The organism is Mycobacterium sp. IS-3022, assembly GCF_001500065.1.
GTDB lineage: Bacteria > Actinomycetota > Actinomycetes > Mycobacteriales > Mycobacteriaceae > Mycobacterium.
In genome coordinates this window covers 416,084-438,601 of sequence record NZ_LQIN01000023.1, presented here as the reverse complement: position 1 = coordinate 438,601, position 22,518 = coordinate 416,084, and the positions used below count along the sequence as shown (strand labels likewise).

Sequence of the window (22,518 nt, the reverse complement as noted above, 5' to 3'; positions counted from 1 at the left end):
CCACCACTGCTGCCGCCGCTGCTGGACGACTGTGATGCGGTGTAGGCGCCGATCGACGACGACAACGCCGACTCGAAGCTGTCGAAGCTCGCGCCGCCGGAGCCACCGACGAAGCCCACCCCGCTGGTCGACGACGAGTTGTACCAATCCGGTTGCGGTGCAGGTGTACCCGTGGCCGCCTCGTACTTCTTGGCCCACAGCGCCGCGGCGCCCGCGGCGACCGCGAACGGGACGTAGGCCGAGTACAGATCCTTGCGCGCCCCGAAATCGAACCGCGCCTCAGCCGAGTCCGTGGTCAGCAACCGGTGGAAACCACCTGCGCGCGACCATAGTTCGCGGCCCTTCTCGGTTCGGCGGGTCCCCACGCCCGCAGTCCACGAGCCGAGCGACATCAGGAAGAACGCTGCGAACGGCAGCGCCCACATCGTCGTCGGGAACACCCACCGGAACACCCCGAACAGCATGAACAGGAACGCAATCGCGTTCGCGGTCCGCACCCAGAGCTCCTTCTTGCGCTTGACGAGCAGCTTGTTGTCGAAGGCCCACTTCTCGACGGCTTTGGCCATGTCGGTCTTGGCCTTGGTGAGTTTCTGCCCCGATTTGACCGTCTTCTTGGCTTCGAACTCGGTGCCCGGGCCCATCACTTTCAACGCCGACCCGACGGCCACGCTGACCGGGTCGACGTCAAGCCACGCGCTGCGCTCGGCGATACCCCGGACACGCCAATGCTGGTCGCTCATCTGACGCAGCTCGATCAGCCCGCGCTCGGCGAGGTGGAACAGCGTGGCGGTGAGGCCGTTCTTGGGAACGGCCTCGGTGCGGATGTATTCGTTCTGGACCGGGCCGAGACCGGGCGGCGGCGCGTACTGCAGCGGAAATCCCGGCGACGGTTCCACCGTGGTGCGATACCACAGCAGGCCAGCCACACCGGCTGCCACGGTCAGCGCCGCGACCCGCAGCACTCCGGTCAGCGACTGACCGAGCACCCGGTCCCACTTGTAGGTCCACGGCAGTTCGGCGCGCGACGGGGTGGGTACGTCGACACCCGCGCGCACCGTCACGGGCGTTCGCGGCGCGAGGTACTGGGCGGAGACCTCGACTTTGTTTCCCGTGACCGTCAGGTCCCGGCATGGCGCGCCGACGCCGTAGCCGACCGAGCACTGGGCTTGGGCGACGTTGCCGGGCAGCCGGATCGAGATGTCGGCCCGCTGGATGCGGTTGTTCCAGGCCGGCGCGATCACGTTCCAGAAGAACACCGAATCCGAGGCTGCGGGTTCGCCGGTCGACGAGGCGAATCTTCGGTCCGCGCCGGCGTTTCCGGGATCGAGAACGCCGTCGATGGAGTAGCGGATCTCGAACACGTGCTCGCCGTAACTGAGGTACTCGTCGGGATCGCCGATCTTGGCCACGCGGAACCGCTCCCCGTCCTCCCACAGCATCTGATACGACACCCACTCACCGTCGAGCAGAATCGATTTGATCTCCGGCGTCTGCCGGACGTGAGGGCTGTTGGGATTGGTCACATCCCAGTACCGGAAGATCCCGTGCCTGCCGCCGGGGAAGTCCGCCGTGATGGTTTCCACCGCGTCGAGTCGTCCGTTGCCGTCGACGACGACGTCGACGTTGTAGTCGGTGATGACGACCGGGTCGTCGACGGGGGCCGCGTCCGAGCCGCCGCCGGTGAAGATGACCGGCCACAGCAGCCCGAAGGCGAGCAGCAGCACCGTGATCGACCACGCGAACAAGCGGCGCATGCGGACCTCCTGTCCTGCCCGTTGTCGGGTGTCCGACTCACCCTATGTGCAGCGGGTCGATCTGGATGCGAACCGGCTGTTGATCGTGACGCGCGCTGAGCACCGCAGCCGCCCGTCGCAGGGCAGAAGACAGCGCCAATCCGGTGTCACGGGGCACCCGGACGAGCATCCGGATCACCGTGCCGTCGGCAGGGATGCCGGGCGGCCGGCGCGCACCGACCGGGAGGTCGCCCGGCCCCAGCCGCTCGGCGCCGTCGGGCAGTGGTGCGGTGTCGAGCAGCGCGTGCACTGCCTCGGGCACACCGTCGATCGCGGCCATGTGCACGGCCGGGGGCAGTCCGACGTCGGTGCGGGAGTTCAGCTCAATGTCCGCGTGGCCGACCGGATCCCAGCGGATCAGCGCCTGCACCGTGGGTATGGCGGACTCGGCGACCACCGCGACCACCCCGCCGTCCGCCCGATTGCGCACCCGAGCGCCTGCTGCCATCCAGCGGCGCAGGGCGTCCTCCGCGGCACGCAAGTCCTGGCGACCGAGAAGCGCCCAGCTGTCCAGCAGCAGCGCGGCGCCGTAGCCGCCCGAAACTGCGGGCTCCGCACCGGGTGTGGCGACCACCACCGCCGGATGCGGCGGCACCTCGGCCACCATCGCGTCCCCGCCGGAGGTGATGACCGTCGTCCCGGGGAAGGCCCGGCCGAGCTCCTCGGCGGTGCGACGCGCCCCAACGACGACCGCGCGCACCGCATCCGAGCCGCATCGGACGCAGCGCAACGCGGCATGGGTTCGACCACACCACCGGCACACCGCGCCTGCGGCATCCCGGTCGGGCAGCGACAGCGGGCCGGTGCAGTGCCTGCACCGGGCGATGGTCCGACACCGCGCACATGCCAGCGCCGGCACATATCCGCGGCGTGGCACCTGAACCAGCACCGGCGCGCCGGACTCCAACGCCTTGCGCGCCGCCTGCAGTGCCATCGACGGTAGCCGGGCGGACCGGGCGGCCGGATCGCGTTCCTGTTCGAAACCACTGTCGTCGAGGGCGATCACGCGCGGGGAGGCCGCCCGCACCACCGGCCGGAGCGCGACCAGATCGTGCGCCCAGCCGCTGCGCACGAGCGCCTGCGCCTCCGCGGTCCTGGCGTAGCCGCCGATCAGCGCGGCGCACCGGAGTTGGTGGGCGCGCAGCATCGCGACCTCCCGCGCATGCGGATACGGCGCCCGCGGCTCGGCGAGCGTGTCGTCGCCGTCGTCCCACACCATCACCAGGCCGAGGTCGATGACGGGCGCGAAAACCGCGCTGCGGGTGCCGATGACGAGCCGGGCGTCGCCGCGCAACACCGACAACCAGCGTCGGTAACGTTGCGCGGGGCCGAGTCCCGCCGACAGCGCCACCACGCGCGCCTCGTCGACGAGGCGGACGGCTGCGGCGTGCAGCGCGTCGATGTCACGCTGATCGGGGACGATCACCAACACACCACGACCGGAGTTCACCGTGACCGCCGCCGCTTCGGCCAGCCGGTCCGGCCACGCTTCCCCGGGCAGCGCCTGCCAGACCGCGCGCGCCGCACGACCGTCGGCCAGCGCAGCCAGGAACTGTTCACCGCGGCCATAGGCGGACCACGCGGCGGTGTTGACGGGGCCGGCGGTGACCGTCACCGACTCCGGCGGGTTCTGCTTCTCGACCCGGGCGTGGCGCGGTGGGATCGCCAGCCGCAGCACGTCCGCGCGGGTGCCCGCATAGCGGGCCGCGACGGCGTCGGCCAGCCTGCGGATCTCCGGCGTCAGCACCGGCTCCGCCGACACCACCCGGTCCAACCAGCCCAGCTTGCCGACATGATCTGTGTCGGAACGTCTTTCGAGGATGAAAGCGTCGACCAGCCGGCCGTGGAACCGTACCCGCACCCGGACGCCGGGCTGCGCGTCGTCGGACTGCTCGGCCGACACCAGATAGTCGAATTCGCGGTCGAGATGAGGCACGGTCAGCATGGGCAGCACGCGCGCGATCGGCTCGTGCTCAGCCTGCTGGCGGGGGCTTTTCACCTACGAAGTGGTAGCAGACCGCGCGGACACCACTGTCCGGCCGAAGAAGAACCCCGCCGTGATCAGCAGCAGTGACGTCGCATACACCGACCAGATCGGAATCGCCAGCGCCTCTGCGTCCGTTGGCGCCAGGACGAACTCGCTGATGCCGATCATCGCGTCGGACACCGCGAAGCACACCGCGCCGATGGCGGTCCACGGTGTCGGCAGGCGCGCCAGCAGTGCGGCGCACACCATCGCGCCGAGCACCGCGATGTACAACGTGACCGGTACCGCCATCCCCTGCTCGATCAGCCGCGGCCAGAACCACACCAGCAAGGCCACGCACGCCGCGACGATGATCGCCGCAGCGGCCAGCCGCGGCGCCGACCGGGCGGCCAGCGGCCACAGCGCCGCCAGAAAGCACAGGTGCGCGACGAGAAAGGCGCCCAGCCCCAGCACGAATGACGGCTCCCACCACGGCAGCGCCAACAGGAAGTCGCCCGCCGCCGAGAAGAGCAGGGCGGCCACCAGCCAGCGTCGTTCGCGGCGGACCGGGTGGGTCAGCGCGGCGGCCGCGAGAAGCACCGCCGCGGCCGCCTTGACCGAGGGCTGCAGCGCGAACTGACCGGTGAGTGCAGCGCCCTCGGGGAGCCGCTGCGCGGTCACGCTCAGAAATACGGTGTAGCAGGCGCCGACTACCGCCGCCGCCACCCACAGAAGCCTGGTCCGCGGGTGAACGTACGGTGTCCCCATGTCAGTCTCTGAAGAGAAGCCGGCTGTCGACGCCATCCTGCTGAAGGTACTAGAGAAGGTCCCGTTCCAATTGACAACCGACGGTGGGGCGCAGGCGGCGCGGCAGCGGTTCAACGCGCTGCCTCGCGTCGAAACGAATCCCGAGATTCGGGCCGAGAACCTCGAGGTCGACGGACCCGGCGGTCCGATCCCGGTGCGGGTGTACCGCCCGGCGACCCGAAGCGACACCACGCCGCCCGTCGTGCTGTTCTTCCACGGCGGCGGCTGGTCGGTCGGCGACCTCGACAGCTACGACAGCATCGCCCGTCGGCATGCGGCCTCCGCGGACGCGGTGGTGGTCTCCGTCGACTACCGGCTCGCGCCTGAGCACCCCTACCCCGCCGCCGTCGACGACGTGTGGGCGGTGACGCAGTGGTTGGGCGCACACGCCGACGAGTTGCAGGTCGAGGCGGATCGGCTCGCGGTGGCCGGTGATTCGGCGGGCGGCAATCTCGCCGCGGTGGTTTCTCAGCTGGCGCGCGACGCGGGCGGACCGCCGATCCGCTTTCAGCTGCTGTGGTATCCGGCGACCACATGGGACGTGTCGCTGCCGTCGTTCAAGGAGAACGCCGACGCGCCGATCCTCAACTTCGCTGCGGTGACCGGCTTTTCGCGGTGGTACGTGGCGGACATGGATCTCTCGGACATGCCCGCGACGCTGGCGCCCGCCCGCGCGACGGACCTCACCGGTCTGCCGTCCACCTACATCGCCGTCGCGGGTCACGATCCGCTGCGCGACGACGGTGCCCGCTACGCCGAGCTGCTGGCCGCCGCGGGCGTTCACGTCGAATTGCACAACGCCGAAACGCTGGTCCACGGTTATCTCGGTTATGCGGGTGTGGTGCCCGCCGCGACCGAGGCCACCGAGCGGGGACTGTCGGCGTTGCGTCGCGCGTTGCACGGGTGATGCTGCCGAGTATGGCCTGATGGCTTCATGACGCAGCGCTGGGCCGGTACCGTGGGCGCAACGTCTTCGCGTCGACGGGAGGCCCTATGACAGCGCCAGATCACGACACCGTCATCGTCGGCGCCGGTTTCTCCGGCATCGGTACTGCGATCAAACTCGACAAGGCGGGGATGGGTGACTACCTGGTCGTCGAGGCCGGAGAGGGACCGGGCGGCACGTGGTACTGGAACACCTATCCCGGTATCGCCGTTGATATTCCGTCGTTCTCCTATCAGTTCTCGTTCGAGAAGAGCACGAACTGGACGCGGAGTTACGCGCCCGGCAAGGAGCTGAAGGCCTACGCCGAGCACTGTGTCGACAAGTACGGTCTGCGGCCGAAGATCCGATTCAACACCAAGGTGACCGGCGCGACGTTCGACGACGAGGACAACCTGTGGCGCGTCGAACTCGACACCGGCCAACAGGTCACGTCCCGGTTCCTGGTCAATGCCAGCGGGGTGCTGATCACTCCCAACCTGCCCGATATCGACGGCGTCGATTCGTTCGCCGGCGTCACCATGCACACCGCGCGCTGGGACCACGGGCAAGACCTGACGGGGAAGCGGGTCGCGATCATCGGGACGGGCGCCTCAGCAGTCCAGGTCATCCCGGAGATCGCGCCAATCGTCAAGCAGCTCACCGTTTTCCAGCGCACTCCCATCTGGTGCTTCCCGAAGCCCGACGTACCGCTCTCGCCGATGATGCGGCGGATGATGCGGCTCCCGGGCGGGCACACGGTGCAGCGGCTGCTCAGCCAGGCATACGTCGAGCTGACGTTCACGCTGCCCGCGCAGTACTTCACCCTCAACCCGATGGCCAAGAACATGTCCAAGGTCGGTGAGGCGTATCTGCGCAAGCAGGTCCAGGACCCGCAGGTGCGCGACAAGCTCACGCCGCGCTACGCCGTCGGCTGCAAGCGACCCGGCTTCCACAACACGTATCTGTCGACGTACAACCGCGACAACGTCGAGTTGGTCACCGAACCGATCGACAAGGTCACCGGATCCGGGGTCGCGACCGTCGACGGCGTGACGCGCGACGTGGACGTGCTGATCCTGGCGACCGGGTTCAAGGTGATGGACGTCGACGAGATGCCGACCTATCCACTGACCGGGTCGGGCGGGCTGACGTGGAGCCGGCTCTGGAACGAGCAACGCCTGCAGGCCTATGAGGGCGTCAGCGTGCCGGGGTTTCCGAACTTTTTCTCGGTGTTCGGTCCATACGGCTACGTCGGGAATTCCTACTTCACGCTCATCGAGACGCAGACGCACCACATCGTGCGTTGCCTGACGGCGGCGCGTCGCAAGCACGCGAAGCGCGTCGAGGTGAAGCAGGAGGCCAACGACCGCTATTTCGCCGAGATGATGCGCAAGCGGCATCGGCAGATCTTCTGGCAGGACAGCTGCCAACTCGCCCGCAGCTACTACTTCGACAAGAACGGCGACGTTCCGTTGCGGCCTGCCAGCACGCTGGAGACGTACTGGCGCAGCCGCCGCTTCCCGCTTTCGGACTACGCGTTCACTTCCTGAGCGATTTGTGGAGTGTTAGCGGCGCTCACCGCCGCTGCGGCTCCACAAATCGCCAGAGGAACTCAGACGGCGGCCTTCAGCTCGTCGACCTTGTTGAGCTTCTCCCACGGCAGCTCGACGTCGGTGCGGCCGAAGTGGCCGTACGCGGCGGTCTGCGCGTAGATCGGGCGCAGCAGGTCCAGATCGCGGACGATCGCGCCGGGCCGCAGGTCGAACACCGACGTGATGGCCTTCTCGATGCGGGCCGGGTCGACGGTCTCGCTGCCGAAGGTCTCCACAAACAGTCCGACCGGGGCCGCTTTGCCGATCGCGTAGGCGACCTGCACCTCGACGCGCTCGGCCAGTCCCGCTGCGACCACGTTCTTGGCCACCCAGCGCATCGCGTACGCCGCCGACCGGTCGACCTTGGACGGATCCTTGCCCGAGAACGCACCACCGCCGTGGCGGGCCCAGCCGCCGTAGGTGTCGACGATGATCTTTCGACCCGTCAAGCCGGCGTCACCCATCGGGCCGCCGAGCACGAACTTGCCGGTCGGGTTGACCAGCAGCCGGAAGTCGGAGGTGTCCATCGTGTCGTGGTTCAGGTCGGCCAGCACCGTGTTGACGACCTTCTCGCGGATGTCCGGCGTCAGCGTCGCCTCCAGGTCGATGCCCGCGGCGTGCTGCGTCGAGAGCACCACGGTGTCCAGGCGCACCGGGGTGGTGCCGTCGTACTGCACGGTGACCTGGGTCTTGCCGTCGGGCCGCAGGTATCCGAGCACGCCGTTCTTGCGCACCTCGGTCAGCCGGCGCGACAGTCGGTGTGCGATTGCGATCGGCAGCGGCATCAGCTCCGGGGTGTCCTTGATGGCATAGCCGAACATCAGGCCCTGATCGCCGGCGCCCTGCAGGTCCAAGGGGTCGCCCGCACCTTCCACCCGGGTCTCGTGGGCGGTGTCGACGCCCATCGCGATGTCGGGCGACTGCTTACCGATGCCGATGTTGACGCCGCAGGTCTCGCCGTCGAAGCCCTTCTCCGAGGAGTCGTAGCCGATCGAGAGGATGCGCGCCCGCACGGTGTTGGTGATGTCGGCGAACGCCTCCTTGGCAGCCGTCGTCACCTCGCCGACGACGTGCACCTGCCCGGTGGTGACCAGCGTCTCCACCGCAACGCGCGACTTGGGATCGCCCGCGAGCAACGCGTCGAGCACCGAATCGCTGATGGCGTCGCAGATCTTGTCGGGGTGCCCCTCGGTTACCGACTCGCTGGTGAACAGCCGAGCTTCACTCACGGTGTGATCCTCCAAAACTTAGTTCATCGAATTATATCTGTGCCCTGTTGCACATAAGCGTGTGCGCCGGTTGCGTGCAAGCCTTACACGCAGCCAGATGCCTGATTCGAGCTACCCGCCGCCCTGCAGGAACGCCACGATCGCGTCCACGATACGGCTGGCCATCAGAGTTTTCGAACCGTGTTCCAGCGCGGACTCCGTGCCGTCGGCCGCCAGGAGCCAGCCGTCGTTGTTGTCCACTTCGAACGCCCGATTCTCGCCCACGGCATTGACGACGAGCAAATCGCACCCCTTACGCCGCAACTTCGCTCGGGCGTGGTGGAGTACGTCGCCGTTGGCATCACCGGTCTCCGCAGCGAACCCCACGACCGCGCGCATGTTGGGTAGCTGGCCCTCGGCGCGCGCCCGCACGGCGCCGGCCAGAACGTCCTCGGTGCGGGTCAACTCGATGACCGGGGCCGCCGCGTTCGAGTCGGCGGATTTCTTGATCTTGCTGGTCTGCATCTGCGTCGGCCGGAAATCGGCGACCGCGGCGGCCATCACCAGCACGTGGGCGTCCGGTGCGTGTTTCGACACGGCGTCCTTGAGCTGGGCCGCCGACCCGATGTGGACGACGTCGACGCCTGCCGGGTCGATCAACCCGGTGGTGTTGCCCGCGATCAGCGTGACCTCGGCGCCGCGTTGGGCCATCACCCGTGCCATGGCGTAGCCCTGCTTGCCCGAACTGCGGTTGCCGATGAACCGCACCGGATCGATCGGCTCGCGGGTACCGCCCGCCGAAACCAGCACCTTGACACCGGCCAGGTCGTACGGCAGCGCGTCCGGCCGGGTCAGCAGGAGCTGGGCCAGCGTGGTGATCTCCTCGGCTTCGGGCAATCGGCCGGCACCGCTGTCGGAACCGGTCAACCGGCCGGACGCCGGTTCGAGCACGATGGCGCCGCGGCGGCGCAGCGTGGCGACGTTCTCGACGGTCGCGGGATGAAACCACATCTCGGTGTGCATCGCCGGCGCGAACAGCACCGGACATCGTGCGGTCAGCAGCGTGGCCGTCAGCAGGTCGTCCGCCCGCCCCGCCACCGCGCGCGCCAGCAGGTCCGCGGTGGCGGGTGCGACGACGACGAGGTCGGCTTCCTGGCCGAAGCGGACGTGCGGCACCTCATGGACGTCATCCCAGACGCCGGTGTGCACCGGGTTACCCGAGAGCGCTTCGAAGGTCGCGGCCCCGATGAACCGCAGGGCCGACTCGGTGGGCACGACGCGGACGCTGTGGCCCGCTTCGGTGAGCTGCCTGACCACGGTCGCTGCCTTGTAGGCGGCGATACCACCGGCGACGCCGACGATGATCCGCTTGGGCTCCATGGCGGCGGCTCCCCTATGACTCGCTGTGCTGCTACTCGCCTTCGGTGTGCTCGAGCAGGTCCGCGTGGATCTCGCGCAGCGCGATCGACAGCGGCTTCTCCTGCAGCCCGGGCTCGACCAGCGGGCCGACGTATTCGAGGATGCCGTCGCCGAGCTGGTTGTAGTAGTCGTTGATCTGGCGCGCGCGCTTGGCGGCATAGATCACCAGCGCATACTTGCTCGACGCGCGGTCCAGCAACTCGTCGATGGGCGGATTGGTGATGCCCAGCGGCGTGTCGTAGGCGCCGGCGCCGGACGTGTCGATGTCGTCCACAGCGGCCAGCTGCGCGTCGGCGTGCGGGGTGCTCACGTAAAAAATCTCCTGAAGTTCAGATGCTCTGGGCCGGTCCGCGCCTGTCGTGCGCCTCAACTAAGTCCGGTTCACCAGCAAGGATACCAATTCGGCGCAGGCAGACTCCAATTGGCTGTTCACGACGACCGTGTCGAAGTCGTTCTGGGCGGCCAGCTCGGCCCGCGCGGTCGCCAGGCGGCGTTCCATCGCCTCAGGGGACTCGGTGCCACGTCCGGTCAGCCGACTCTCGAGTTCCTCCCAGGTGGGCGGGGCGAGGAACACGGTGAGCGCTTCGGGCATGGCCTTCTTGACCGCCCGCGCTCCGGCGAGGTCCACCTCGATCAGAACGGGCCGCCCGGCCGCAATGGCCTCCCGGATGGGCTGGGCGGGAGTGCCGGAGAGGTGCAGGCCGCCGTGGATCTCCGCCCATTCGAGCAGGGCGCCGTCGGCGATCAATTCACGGAATCGGTCAGCTGTCACAAAGGTGTAGTCGACGCCGTCGACCTCACCGGGGCGAGGGGCCCTGGTGGTCACGGACACGCTGAAGTGCAGGTCGGGAATGCGTTCGCGCAGACAGCGGACGACGGTCGACTTCCCGACGGCTGAGGGGCCGGACAGCACAACTACCCGGCCGGCCCCTCGGCCGGCGCTCAACTTCTGCGCCTAGGACTGGTCGAACTTTTCCAGCAGCGCCTTGCGCTGACGATCGCCGAGGCCACGCAACCGGCGGGTCGGCGCGATCTCGAGTTCGGTCATGATTTCCTGCGCCTTGACCTTGCCCACCTTCGGCAACGCCTCCAGCAGCGCGGAAACCTTCATCTTGCCCAAGACCTCATCGGTCTCGGCGTCCTTGAGCACCTGCTTGAGGTTGGTGCCGCCGCGCTTGAGCCGATCCTTCAACTCGGCTCGGGCTCGACGTGCGGCGGCAGCCTTCTCCAACGCGGCCGCGCGCTGTTCGTCGGTCAACTGGGGAAGGGCCACGGGTTCCTCCGTCTCATCGCCATCGATTGTTACTGCCTCGGCTGATAGGAAAAATCCACAACAGCCAGCGACGACGACCGTACCCACGCGGGCTGACGAAAGCGAACGCCACCCCCTGGTTACGGCGTCAAAAGCCCAGCGTGTAGGGCAGTCGCACGCACGAGACGTGAAGCGCGTTACAACACCCCGAGCGCCGAGATCCGGCGTCGGGCCGCCGGAATCTCCTGCATTTCAAGGCAATTCGCGTCCCGGAACCGGCGATTCCGTCCACTCGGCGCGTGACCTGCGCCACACCGGCGGACCGTCGGAGGGTCAAAAAAGAAAATTCTCGCTGGTCATGCGGTTTGGGCGTGTCGCGAAGAGGCGATTCAGCAGCGCGCTGTGACCGGTGTTGCAGATGTTACCGAAGTTGCTTATGTGATGGTCGCGGCCGTGCGACGGCTCAGGCGAGGTAGGCGACCGCGTCGCGCATCGCCTCCGCGGCGGACCGCAGTGCGACAACGCCCGGGCCGGCGCGGAGCACCTCTCGGGAGACGGCGGGAAGCAACTGGCCGGGCTGGGCTCCGCCGAGGCCGCCGAGCGCCTCCGGGCGTCCGCCCTGCGCTCCGACACCGGGGGCGAGAACAGGGCCGCCGAGCGCGCTGACGTCGGGCGGGTCGGCCAGGGTGGCCCCGACGACGACGCCTATCGGGCCCGGTTGCTGGGACACCGCCCGGTTGACCTCCGCGGCGGCGTCCACGATCGACTGCGCGACGGTCCGGCCGCCGGCGTCGGCGCGTTGTACGGCCGCGCCTTCGGGGTTCGAGGTGGCCGCGAGCACGAACAGCCCGCGGTCGTTGGCCAACGCGGTGTCGATCAACGGCTGCAGGCTTCCGAAGCCCAGGTACGGCGATGCGGTCACGGCGTCGGCCGCCAACGGCGAATCGCCGGCCCATGCGGCGGCGTAGGCGGCCATCGTGGACCCGATGTCGCCTCGTTTGGCGTCGGCGAGCACCAGCACTCCGGCGTCGCGGAGCGCGGCGATGGTGTGTTCGAGCACCGCGAAGCCGGCGGCGCCGTACGACTCGAAAAACGCGACCTGCGGTTTGACGATCGCGAAGCCGGCGAAAGCCGCCACGCAGACGTCGCAGAACCGGCGCAAACCCTCGGCATCCGCGGACAAGCCCCACGCCTGCATCAACTCCGGATGCGGGTCGATTCCCAGGCACAGCGGGCCACGGCGGGCGACCGCGTCGGCCAACCGCGGCCCGAAACCGGTCACTGGCCCAGGACGCTGTGCAGTTCCTGTAGCGACATCACGCCGATGTCGCCGCGGATACCTGCCTCGATGCCCTGCACCGCCGCGGAGGCGCCCTGCACGGTCGTCACGCACGGAATGCTGTTGGAAACCGCCGCGGACCGGATCTCGTATCCGTCGACGCGGGGACCGGAGTTGCCGTACGGGGTGTTGATCACCATGTCCACCTCCCCGCTCTTGATGAGGTCGACGGCCGACGCCGCCGGCCTGCCCTCGCTCGGCTCCTGGAAGTGCTTGCGCACCTCTTCACACGGAATCCCGTTGCGCCGCAGCATCTCTGCGGTGCCCTCAGTGGCCAGTACACGGAAGCCGAGGTCGGCGAGCCGCTTGACGGGGAAGACCAGCGAACGTTTGTCGCGGTTGGCCACCGACACGAAAACCGTGCCCTGCGCGGGCAGCGATCCGTAGGCGGCGGTCTGGCTCTTGGCGAACGCGCTACCGAAGTCGTGGTCGATGCCCATCACCTCGCCCGTCGACTTCATCTCCGGTCCCAGCAGCGAGTCGATCTGCGAGCCATCGTGTTTGCGGAACCGGTTGAACGGCAACACCGCCTCCTTGACGGCCACGGGCGCGTTGCGGGCGGTCGTCGCACCGTCGCCGGTCGGGGCCAGCACACCCTCTTCGCGCAGCTGGGCGATGGTCGCCCCCAGCATGATTCGTGCGCACGCCTTGGCCAGGGGCACCGCGGTGGCCTTCGAGACGAACGGCACGGTCCGACTGGCGCGCGGATTGGCCTCCAGCACATAGAGCACGTCGTCCTTGAGCGCATACTGCACATTGAGCAGTCCGACGACGCCGATACCATGGGCGATCGCCTCGGTGGCGCGCCGCACCGCGTCGATGTCGCTGCGCCCCAACGTCACCGGCGGCAGGGCGCACGCCGAGTCGCCGGAGTGGATACCGGCCTCCTCGATGTGTTCCATCACGCCGCCGATGTAGACCTCGGTGCCGTCGCACAGCGCGTCGACGTCGATCTCGATGGCATCCTCGAGAAAGCGGTCGACCAGTACCGGGTGCTCGGGCGACAACTCCGTGGCGCGGGTGATGTAGCCGTCCAGCGTCTCGTCGTCGTAGACGATCTCCATTCCACGGCCGCCCAATACGTATGACGGCCGAACCAGTACGGGATAGCCGATGTCGGCGGCGATGCGTCGCGCCTGGTCGATGCTGGTGGCCATGCCGAACTTCGGCGCCGGGAGTCCCGCGTCGGTCAGCACCTCGCCGAACGCGCCGCGGTCCTCCGCCAGGTCGATCGCCTTGGGGCTGGTGCCGACGATCGGCACTCCGGCCTTCTCCAGCCGGTCGGCCAGTCCGAGCGGCGTCTGGCCACCGAGTTGGACGATGACCCCGACGACGCCGGGTCCGCCTGCGCCAGAGGCTTGTTCGGCGTAATACACCTCGAGGACGTCCTCAAAGGTGAGCGGCTCGAAATACAGCCGGTCCGCGGTGTCGTAGTCGGTGGACACCGTCTCGGGATTGCAGTTGACCATCACGGTCTCGAACCCCGCCTGGCTCAGCGTCGTCGCGGCGTGCACGCAGCTGTAGTCGAATTCGATGCCCTGCCCGATGCGGTTGGGGCCCGAACCGAGGATGAGCACCTTGGGCTTCTCGGTCTGCGGCGCCACCTCGGTTTCGGCGGCCGGATCCAACTCGTAGCTGCTGTAGTGATAGGGCGTCTTGGCCTCGAACTCGGCAGCGCAGGTGTCGACGGTCTTGTACACCGGATGGATGCCGAGGCGCTGGCGCAGCGCCCGCACGCCGACCTCGCCGGCGAGTTCGGGTCGCAGCGCGGCGATCTGGCGGTCCGACAGCCCGTGGTACTTGGCGCGTCGCAGCAGATCGGCGTCCATCACCGGCGCGTCGACGATCTCGGCGCGCAGCGTCACCAGTCCGGCGATCTGCTCGACGAACCAGGGATCGACCCCGGACGCCCGCGCCACTTCTTCGACCGTAGCGCCCTTGCGCAGCACGAGTTCCAGGTCGTAAAGGCGGCCGTCGGACGGTGTTGCGAGCCTGGTCAACAACTCGTCGGCAGTGACGGTGTCTTCATCGGGATCGGGTTTGGTCCAGAATCCGGCGCGGCCGGTCTCCAACGAGCGCATCACCTTGCCCAGCGCTTCGATGAAGTTGCGGCCCAACGACATCGCCTCGCCGACCGACTTCATCGTGGTGGTCAGTGTGCCGTCGGCGCCGGGGAACTTCTCGAACGCGAAGCGGGGCGCCTTGACGACGACGTAGTCCAGCGTCGGCTCGAAACAGGCCGGCGTCTCCTTGGTGATGTCGTTGACGATCTCGTCGAGCGTGTAGCCGATGGCCAGCTTGGCCGCGATCTTGGCGATCGGGAAGCCGGTTGCCTTGGACGCCAACGCGCTCGAGCGCGACACCCGCGGGTTCATCTCGATCACGATCAGGCGCCCGTCGACCGGGTTGACGGCGAACTGGATGTTGCAGCCACCGGTGTCGACGCCGACCTCGCGCAGGATCGCGATGCCCAGGTCGCGCATCGTCTGGTACTCGCGGTCGGTGAGCGTCATCGCCGGTGCCACGGTGACGGAGTCGCCGGTGTGCACACCCATCGGGTCGAAGTTCTCGATCGAGCACACCACGACCACGTTGTCGCGGCCGTCGCGCATCAGCTCGAGTTCGTATTCCTTCCAGCCGAAGATCGATTCTTCGATGAGCACGTTCGCGCTCGGCGAGGCCGCGAGCCCGTCGCCGGCCATCCGATCGACGTCCTCGGCGGAGTACGCCATGCCCGAACCCAGCCCGCCCATGGTGAAGGAGGGGCGCACCACCACCGGCAGGCCGAGGTCCTCGACGGTTTCGCGGACCTCGTCCATCGTGAAACAGACACGGGAGCGCGCCGATTCGCCACCGACCTTGGCGACGATGTCCTTGAACCGCTGCCGATCCTCACCGCGCTGGATGGCCTCGAAGTCCGCGCCGATCAGCTCGACGTCGTAGCGCTCCAGCACACCGTTCTCCGACAGCGCGACCGCGGTGTTCAGCGCGGTCTGGCCGCCCAGCGTCGCCAGCAGACCGTCGATCTTGTTGCCGCGCTCGGCCTGCTGGGCGATGACCCGTTCGACGAACGCCGGTGTGATCGGCTCGACGTAGGTGTGGTCGGCGTATTCCGGGTCGGTCATGATGGTCGCCGGATTGGAGTTGATCAGGCTGACCTGAAGCCCCTCGGCGCGCAGCACACGGCACGCTTGCGTGCCGGAGTAGTCGAACTCGGCGGCCTGGCCGATCACGATGGGCCCCGAGCCGATCACCAGGACATGGTTGAGATCAGTGCGCCGCGGCATCAGCCCTCCCCTCTCCCGCGAGCGACCGTGTCTGCACACGACACGCCGCGACTTTGCGTACAAAAGTGGTCGCTCACCGAGGAGAACCTCACTTCTCCCCTGCCATGAGGTCGACGAACTGGTCGAAGAGGTAGTTCGCGTCGTGCGGGCCGGCCGCCGCCTCGGGGTGGTACTGCACCGAAAATGCCCGTTCGTTCACGAGTTTGATGCCCTCGACCACACCGTCGTTGGCGCAGGTATGGCTGACGACGGCCTCACCGAACGGCGTGTCGAAGCGCTCCCCCGCCTCGCCTTCCAACGCGAACCCGTGGTTCTGTGCGGTGATCGCGACACTGCCGGTCTGGTGATCGATGACCGGCACGTTGATTCCCCGGTGGCCGAACACCATCTTGTACGTCGAGCGCCCGAGCGCGCGCCCGAGTATCTGGTTGCCGAAACAGATGCCGAACAGCGGGATCCCCGCGCCGAGCACTTCCTGGGTGACGGCCACGATGTGGTCCGCGGTCGCGGGGTCGCCTGGCCCGTTGGACAGGAACACCCCGTCGGGTTTCAGGTCGGCGATCTGCTCGTACGTCGCCGACGCCGGCAGCACATGGCTGCGGATGCCGCGCAGCGCGAAATTGCGCGGCGTGTTCGTCTTGATTCCGAGATCGATCGCGGCCACGGTGAGCCGTTGCGGCCCTTCGGGTTCCACCACATACGTGGCGTCGGTGCTGACCTCGCCGGCCAGGTTCGCGCCGAGCATCGCCGGCTGTTGGCGCACCCGGTCCAGCAGTTCGTCCGGATCGGCCAGCGCCGCACCGGAGAACACCCCCGCCTTCATCGACCCCCGACTGCGCAAGTGGCGCACCACCGCCCGGGTGTCGATACCGGCGATCCCGACGATGCCCTGGCGTTCGAGTTCTTCTTCCAACGTGCCGCTGGCCCGCCAGTTCGACGCGCGGGGCGACGGATCGCGCACCGCGTAGCCGGCCACCCAGATCTTGTCGCCGCGACTCTCGGCGTCCTCGTGATTCCAGCCGGTGTTGCCGATCTGTGGTGCGGTCGCGATCACGATCTGCCCGTGGTAGCTCGGGTCGGTGAGCGTCTCCTGGTAACCGGACATTCCGGTGGAGAACACCGCCTCGCCGAGCGTCTGCCCGACCGCGCCGAATGTCGCGCCGGTGAACACCCGGCCGTCTTCCAACACCAGCAGCGCCCTGTCGGTTCCGGTCACGCTGCCTCCTTCTCCACCCAGTTCGAGTACTCCCGACGGTCATTGGCGCGGAATCCGGTGTCGATCTCGGTGCCCGACGGCAACCGCCACCGGATCGCGAGAATGCCCTCGTGCGTCATCGCCTTCCCGGCGAGTCCGCGCTCGGTGCGGATCGCGGTGATCGACGCGTCGGGGATCCAGATCGGCACTGCGCCGCTGCGCTGCAACATGATTCCTTCGGGGTAGCGGGTCAGCACGGCCTTGGCGCGATAGCCCAGATCGCCGACTGCAATACGGTCGTTCCAGTGCGGAGCCAGCGTGCTGCCGACATACAGGCCCTTCGTCGGGGGCACGATCGCGGGGCCGACGGTGTCCGGCAGGGCGGGCAACGTGCCGACGAGCTCGGCCTGGCGTTCGGCGCGGCGGCGCCATCCGCGCATCATCGCCTGGATCAGCACGGCGATGAGAACCACCAGAATCGCCGCCATGATCAGCGACCCGACCAGGGTGCCCGTGTTCATGCCGGGCACTTCCCGTCGCGCGCAGTCACCTTGCCGCGCAGCATCGTCAAGGTCACCGCCGCGGGCAGCTCGAGCGCCTCGAACGGCGTGTTGTCCGAACGACTGGCCAGCGCAGAACCCTCGACCGTCCAGGTCGCATCCGGATCGACGACGGTCAGGTTGGCCGGCTCGCCGATCTCCAGCGGCCTGCCCTGATCGGGCAGACCGACGATCTCGGCGGGCTTCTCGCTCATCACCCGCGCGACGTCCCGCCAGCTCAGCAGCCCCGGCTGCACCATCGTCTCGACCACCACCGACAGGGCGGTCTGCAGTCCGAGCATGCCGGGGCGCGCGACGGAGAACTCGCAGCACTTCTCGTGTTCGGCGTGCGGGGCGTGATCGGTGGCCACACAGTCGATGATCCCGTCTGCCAGCGCTTGCCGCAGCGCCCGGGCGTCGGAGGTTTCGCGCAGCGGCGGATTCACCCGGTAGCGGCCGTCGTAGGTGGCCAGGCGTTCGTCGTCGAGCAGCAGGTGGTGCGGGGTCACCTCCGCGGAGATCGAGATGCCCTGCGCCTTGGCCCATCGCACGATCTCGACGGTGCCCGCCGTGGAGGCGTGGCAGATGTGCACCCGCGCGCCGGCGTCGCGTGCCAGCAGGGCGTCCCGCGCGACGATCGACTCCTCGGCGGCGCGCGGCCACCCGGCCAGGCCGAGCCGGGCCGCGTTGGGGCCTTCGTGGGCGACCGCGCCGACCGTGAGCCGCGGCTCCTCGGCGTGCTGGGCGATCAGCACCCCGAGTCCGGTGGCGTATTCCAGCGCCCGGCGCATGATCAACGGGTCATGCACGCAGATGCCGTCGTCGGAGAACATCCGCACCTGCGCGGCTCCCGCGGACATCAGGCCCATCTCGGTGAGTTGGGTGCCCGCCAGGCCGACGGTGACGGCGCCGACGGGATGCACGTCGACCAGGCCGACCTGCTGTCCGCGCTGCCAGACGTGGTCGGTGACGACCGGGCTGTCGGCGACCGGGTTGGTGTTGGCCATCGCGAACACCGCCGTATATCCGCCCAAAGCCGCTGCGGCCGAGCCTGTTTCGATGTCCTCGGCGTACTCCCGGCCGGGCTCGCGCAGGTGGGTGTGCAGGTCGACGAAGCCCGGGAGCATGATCTGCCCGGTCGCGTCGACGACATCTGCATCGTCGGGGATCGGGAGCTCCGCGCCTACGTCGGCGATCTGCCCGTCGGACACCAGCACGTCGACGCGGTCCCCGTCGCCGTAGAGCCGCACTCCCCTTATCAGCATGCTGCTCATGCGCTGATCGCTTCCTCTTCGGCGCCGACGAGCAAGTGGAACAGCACCGCCATCCGGATGTGCACGCCGTTGGAAACCTGTTGCAGCACCGCCGATTGCGAGGAGTCGGCGACGGAGAACGCGATCTCCATACCGCGGACCATCGGGCCCGGGTGCAGCACCACCGCGCTGGCGGGCAGCAACGCCTGCCGCTTCTCGGACAACCCGTAGAGCACCGAGTACTCCCTGGCCGACGGGAAGAAGCCGCCGTTCATCCGCTCGGCCTGCACCCGCAGCATCAGTACCGCATCGGCGATCGGCAGTTCGGCGTCGAGGTTGTGCGACACCGTGACCGGCCAGCCGTCAACCCCGATCGGCAGCAGCGTGGGCGGCGCGACCAGGACCACTTCGGCGCCGAGGGTGTGCAGCAGCAGCACGTTGGAGCGTGCCACCCGGCTGTGCAGGACATCGCCGACGATCACCACCCGCTTGCCGTCAATGTCGCCGAGTCGCTGGCGGATGGTGAGCGCGTCGAGCAGCGCCTGGGTGGGGTGCTCGTGGGTGCCGTCGCCGGCGTTGATGACCGCCGGGCCGTGCCCGTCGTCAGTGGCCGTCCACTCGGCGAGTTGCTGCGGCGCTCCCGAGGCGGGGTGCCGCAGGATCAGTGCGTCGGCGCCGGCGGCGCGCAGGGTCAGCGCGGTGTCTCGCAGCGACTCCCCTTTGGACACCGACGATCCCGACGCGCTGACGTTGATCACGTCCGCGCTCATCCACTTGCCCGCGACCTCGAACGAGACCCGGGTGCGGGTGGAGTTCTCGTAGAACATCGTGATGATGGTGCGCCCGCGAAGGGTCGGCAGTTTCTTGACTTCGCGGCCGAGCAGCGCCTGGCTGAAGCGGTCGGCGTTGTCGAGGATCGCCAACGCGTCATCGCGCGACAGATCAGCGGCCGAGAGCAGATGTTTCACCGGATCGGACCTCCGTGAGGCGCGAGAGAGATGCCGTCAGCTCCATCTATTTCAGCGAGCCGGACCTTGACGTTCTCGGTGCGGGACGTGGGCACGTTCTTGCCCACGTAGTCGGCGCGCAGCGGCAGCTCCCGGTGGCCGCGGTCGACCAGCACCGCCAGCTGCACGGCCCTCGGCCTGCCGATGTCGCGCAGCGCATCCAGCGCCGAACGAACCGAGCGGCCGGTGTAGAGCACGTCGTCGACGAGGACCACCAGGGCCTGGTCGATGCCGCCCTCGGGAATCGAGGTCTCCTCCAGCGCGCGGGGTGGCTTGAAGTCGAGATCGTCGCGGTAGAGCGTGTTGTCCAGGGCGCCGTGCGGCACCGCCACCCCGGAGAACTCCTTGATCTTCTCGGCGAGCCGAGTGGCCAGGGTGACGCCCCGGGTCGGAATGCCGAGCAGGATCACGCGGGGTGCATCGGGGCCGTCGAGTGCGGTCTTCTCGATGATCTGATGGGCGATGCGGGAGATGGTCCGACCGACGTCCGCTGCGGACATCAACTCCCGGTCGGTGCCTGAGGACTCTGACTGCGCGCCCAAGCGACTCTGACCTCCTTCTCCGCCTCTCTGGACGGCTCTTTAAAGGACGTCGAAACTGCGGCGAGCTTAGCACCCGGTGCGCGGGAGTCTGAACGACGCCACGGCCGCGCTGAATCCGCCCGCCACCTCAGTAGGCTTGGCCGCGATGAAACTCGACGGCAACCAAGCGTCCATCCGCGAGGCGATCGACGCCGGGCTCCTCGCCGGCGCCGTGACCCTGGTGTGGCACGCAGGTGAGATACGTCAGGTCAACGAGTTGGGCCATCGCGACGTCGACGCCGGGCTGCCGATGCAGCGCGACACCATCTTCCGCATCGCCTCGATGACCAAACCGGTCACCGTCGCGGCCGCGATGAGCCTCGTCGACGAGGGCAGGCTCGCGCTCACCGATCCCGTCGCGCGGTGGCTGCCCGAACTCGGCGACATGCGGGTGCTGCTCGACCCGCGGGGTGAGCTCGACAAGACGATGCCGGCCCGCCGGCCCATCACGATCGACGATCTCATGACGCACCGCAGCGGCCTGGCATATCCGTTCTCGGTGCTCGGCCCGCTGAGCCGGGCGTACGGCAGGTTGTCGTTTCGCCAGGATCAGGACCGCTGGCTGGCCGAGCTGGCACAGCTTCCGCTGGTGCACCAGCCCGGCGAACGGCTCACCTACAGCCACGCCACCGACGTGTTGGGTATCGCGTTGTCGCGGATCGAGGGCAGACCGCTGGGCGACGTGCTGCGCGAGCGGATCTTCGAGCCGCTGCAGATGACGGACACCGGATTTTCGGTGGGCACGCAGGGACGGCGCCGCGCCGCGACGATGTACAGGCTCGACCACGACAACGCGCTTCGGCACGACGTGATGGGCCCCGCACCGATCACCGATCCCGCGTTCTGCGCCGGCGGCGCAGGCCTGTGGTCGACGGTCGACGACTACCTGCGCTTCGCGCGCATGCTGTTGGCCGGCGGCGCGCTGGACGGCGTCCGCGTGCTGTCGGAGGAGTCGGTGCGGTTGATGCGCACCGACCGGCTCACCGACGAGCAGAAGCACCAGAACTTCCTCGGGGCGCCGTTCTGGGTGGGCCGCGGCTTCGGGTTGAACCTGTCGGTGGTCACCGACCCCGCGAAGTCACGCCAGCTGTTCGGGCCGGGCGGGCTGGGCACCTTCAGTTGGCCCGGCGCCTACGGCACCTGGTGGCAGGCCGACCCGTCGGCGGACCTGATCCTGATCTATCTGATTCAGAACCTTCCCGATCGAAACGTCGACGCCGCCGCGATCGCCGGCAACACGTCGCTGGCCAAACTCCAGAGCGCGCAGCCGAAGTTCGTCCGACGGACCTACCAAGCACTCGACATCTAGCCCGCGCCCCCGTCGCCGGCTCCGCGCACCGCCTGCGCGGCGGCCCGGATCTGCGGCGTCACGAGCATCACCTGACCCAGTACGCCGTTGACGAAACCCGGTGAGTCGTCGGTCGACAACTGCTTGGCCAGTTCGACCGCCTCGTCGACGGCGACCGGCTCGGGCACATCGTCGGCGTGCAGCAGCTCCCACACCGCCACCCGCAGTATCGCGCGATCGACGGCAGGCAACCGCTCCAGCGTCCACCCTTGAAGGTGTGCGGCGATCAGATCGTCGATGTGCGCGGAATGCTCGGTGACGCCCCGAGCCACTGTCACGGTGTACGGGTTCAGCGGCGCCACGTCGGACTCGTTCTCCGCCAAGGCATTGCGTGCCTCTGCCACCTCCGCCGAGGTGAGCCCGCGCGCCTCGGCCTCGAAGAGCAGGTCGACGGCGCGTTTGCGGGCCTGATGGCGGCCCCGGTCTCCTCGCCGGTCAGGCATTCACCCGACCCAGATAGCTGCCGTCACGCGAGTCGACCTTGAGCCGGTCGCCGGTGTTGATGAACAGCGGCACCTGGATCTCGGCGCCGGTCTGCACCGTGGCGGGTTTGGTGCCGGCACTGGAACGATCGCCTTGCAGCCCCGGCTCCGTGTGCGTCACTTCGAGTTCGACGGTGACCGGCAACTCGAGGTACAGCGGCGAACCGTCGTGAAAGGCGATCTGCACCGGCATGCTCTCGAGCAGGAAATCGGCGGCGCGGCCGACCAGCGACTCGGGCAGCGGATGCTGCTCGTAGTCCTGGGAGTCCATGAACACGAAGTCGGAGCCGTCGCGGTAGAGATAGGTCGCGTCGCGCCGGTCGACCGTCGCGGTTTCGACCTTCACCCCGGCGTTGTAGGTCTTGTCGACGGTCTTGCCGGAGACCACGTTCTTGAGCTTGGTGCGCACGAAGGCCGGCCCCTTGCCCGGTTTGACGTGCTGGAACTCGATGATCTGCCAGAGTTGGCCGTCGATCACCAGGACGAGCCCATTCTTGAAGTCGGCGGTCGTTGCCACGGTCGGTT

At 68.4% G+C, this 22,518-nt stretch carries 20 protein-coding genes; 3 read left to right on the top strand and 17 right to left on the bottom strand.

Annotation, left to right across the window (positions count from 1 at the left end; genetic code table 11):
* From AU188_RS16550 to AU188_RS16540, 3 genes are all read right to left on the bottom strand, one after another.
* On the bottom strand, positions 1–1,754 hold a 1,754-nt coding region (locus tag AU188_RS16550), incomplete at its 3' end, for a DUF2207 domain-containing protein (RefSeq protein WP_059164734.1).
* Between the two features lie 37 nt (positions 1,755–1,791).
* Positions 1,792–3,738 carry a primosomal protein N' gene (locus AU188_RS16545; protein ID WP_082686668.1) on the bottom strand — a complete coding sequence of 649 codons (1,947 nt, stop codon included), beginning with the start codon at positions 3,736–3,738 and terminating at the stop codon, positions 1,792–1,794.
* A 54-nt stretch (positions 3,739–3,792) separates the two neighbouring features.
* On the bottom strand, positions 3,793–4,563 hold the full coding sequence (locus AU188_RS16540) for a lysoplasmalogenase (RefSeq protein ID WP_059164798.1): 771 nt from the start codon (positions 4,561–4,563) through the stop codon (positions 3,793–3,795).
* Here AU188_RS16540 and AU188_RS16535 point away from each other — a divergent pair.
* Positions 4,526–5,473, top strand: a complete 948-nt coding sequence (locus AU188_RS16535; RefSeq protein WP_059164732.1) for an alpha/beta hydrolase — start codon at positions 4,526–4,528, stop codon at positions 5,471–5,473. The genes AU188_RS16540 and AU188_RS16535 overlap by 38 nt on opposite strands.
* Before the next feature lie 86 nt (positions 5,474–5,559).
* The gene (locus AU188_RS16530) at positions 5,560–7,041 is read left to right on the top strand and encodes a flavin-containing monooxygenase (protein WP_059164731.1); all 1,482 of its coding nucleotides are present in this window, start codon (positions 5,560–5,562) and stop codon (positions 7,039–7,041) included.
* A gap of 62 nt (positions 7,042–7,103) precedes the next feature.
* On the opposite strand, the gene metK is transcribed toward AU188_RS16530, so the two are convergent.
* The 12 genes from metK to pyrR form a co-directional block, all read right to left on the bottom strand.
* Positions 7,104–8,312 carry a methionine adenosyltransferase gene (gene metK, locus AU188_RS16525; protein ID WP_059164797.1) on the bottom strand — a complete coding sequence of 403 codons (1,209 nt, stop codon included), beginning with the start codon at positions 8,310–8,312 and terminating at the stop codon, positions 7,104–7,106.
* 111 nt (positions 8,313–8,423) lie between these two features.
* Positions 8,424–9,671 carry a bifunctional phosphopantothenoylcysteine decarboxylase/phosphopantothenate--cysteine ligase CoaBC gene (gene coaBC / locus AU188_RS16520; protein ID WP_059164730.1) on the bottom strand — a complete coding sequence of 416 codons (1,248 nt, stop codon included), beginning with the start codon at positions 9,669–9,671 and terminating at the stop codon, positions 8,424–8,426.
* Between the two features lie 31 nt (positions 9,672–9,702).
* Complete coding sequence (gene rpoZ, locus AU188_RS16515; protein WP_059099957.1) at positions 9,703–10,020, bottom strand: DNA-directed RNA polymerase subunit omega; 318 nt, start codon at positions 10,018–10,020, stop codon at positions 9,703–9,705.
* A gap of 60 nt (positions 10,021–10,080) precedes the next feature.
* On the bottom strand, positions 10,081–10,656 hold the full coding sequence (gmk, locus tag AU188_RS16510; RefSeq protein WP_059164729.1) for a guanylate kinase: 576 nt from the start codon (positions 10,654–10,656) through the stop codon (positions 10,081–10,083).
* Between the two features lie 9 nt (positions 10,657–10,665).
* Entirely contained in the window at positions 10,666–10,983 is a 318-nt protein-coding gene (mihF, locus tag AU188_RS16505; RefSeq protein WP_003889986.1) for an integration host factor, actinobacterial type, read from the bottom strand.
* Positions 10,984–11,425: 442 nt separating this feature from the next.
* A complete protein-coding gene (gene pyrF / locus AU188_RS16500; RefSeq protein WP_059164728.1) occupies positions 11,426–12,244 on the bottom strand; it encodes an orotidine-5'-phosphate decarboxylase in 819 nt (272 codons plus the stop codon).
* The gene (gene carB / locus AU188_RS16495; protein ID WP_059164727.1) at positions 12,241–15,588 is read right to left on the bottom strand and encodes a carbamoyl-phosphate synthase large subunit; all 3,348 of its coding nucleotides are present in this window, start codon (positions 15,586–15,588) and stop codon (positions 12,241–12,243) included. The genes pyrF and carB overlap by 4 nt, the downstream gene beginning before the upstream one ends.
* Positions 15,589–15,676: 88 nt before the next feature.
* The gene (gene carA, locus AU188_RS16490; RefSeq protein WP_059164726.1) at positions 15,677–16,804 is read right to left on the bottom strand and encodes a glutamine-hydrolyzing carbamoyl-phosphate synthase small subunit; all 1,128 of its coding nucleotides are present in this window, start codon (positions 16,802–16,804) and stop codon (positions 15,677–15,679) included.
* Positions 16,801–17,304 (bottom strand): PH-like domain-containing protein, encoded by a 504-nt coding sequence (locus AU188_RS16485; RefSeq protein ID WP_059164796.1) that lies wholly within the window; start codon positions 17,302–17,304, stop codon positions 16,801–16,803. The genes carA and AU188_RS16485 overlap by 4 nt, the downstream gene beginning before the upstream one ends.
* Positions 17,301–18,596, bottom strand: a complete 1,296-nt coding sequence (locus AU188_RS16480) for a dihydroorotase (protein WP_059164725.1) — start codon at positions 18,594–18,596, stop codon at positions 17,301–17,303. The genes AU188_RS16485 and AU188_RS16480 overlap by 4 nt, the downstream gene beginning before the upstream one ends.
* Positions 18,593–19,543 carry an aspartate carbamoyltransferase catalytic subunit gene (locus tag AU188_RS16475; protein ID WP_059164724.1) on the bottom strand — a complete coding sequence of 317 codons (951 nt, stop codon included), beginning with the start codon at positions 19,541–19,543 and terminating at the stop codon, positions 18,593–18,595. The genes AU188_RS16480 and AU188_RS16475 overlap by 4 nt, the downstream gene beginning before the upstream one ends.
* Positions 19,540–20,124 (bottom strand): bifunctional pyr operon transcriptional regulator/uracil phosphoribosyltransferase PyrR, encoded by a 585-nt coding sequence (gene pyrR / locus AU188_RS16470; protein ID WP_082686661.1) that lies wholly within the window; start codon positions 20,122–20,124, stop codon positions 19,540–19,542. Before pyrR ends, AU188_RS16475 begins: the two co-directional genes overlap by 4 nt.
* 145 nt (positions 20,125–20,269) lie before the next feature.
* Here pyrR and AU188_RS16465 point away from each other — a divergent pair, with 145 nt between their 5' ends.
* Positions 20,270–21,472, top strand: coding sequence for a serine hydrolase domain-containing protein (locus AU188_RS16465; RefSeq protein WP_059164795.1), 1,203 nt, complete (start codon positions 20,270–20,272; stop codon positions 21,470–21,472).
* Here AU188_RS16465 and nusB read toward each other — a convergent pair.
* On the bottom strand, positions 21,469–21,954 hold the full coding sequence (gene nusB, locus AU188_RS16460) for a transcription antitermination factor NusB (RefSeq protein ID WP_059164722.1): 486 nt from the start codon (positions 21,952–21,954) through the stop codon (positions 21,469–21,471). The genes AU188_RS16465 and nusB overlap by 4 nt on opposite strands.
* The gene (gene efp, locus AU188_RS16455; protein WP_059164721.1) at positions 21,947–22,510 is read right to left on the bottom strand and encodes an elongation factor P; all 564 of its coding nucleotides are present in this window, start codon (positions 22,508–22,510) and stop codon (positions 21,947–21,949) included. Before efp ends, nusB begins: the two co-directional genes overlap by 8 nt.
* Positions 22,511–22,518: the final 8 nt, after the last annotated feature.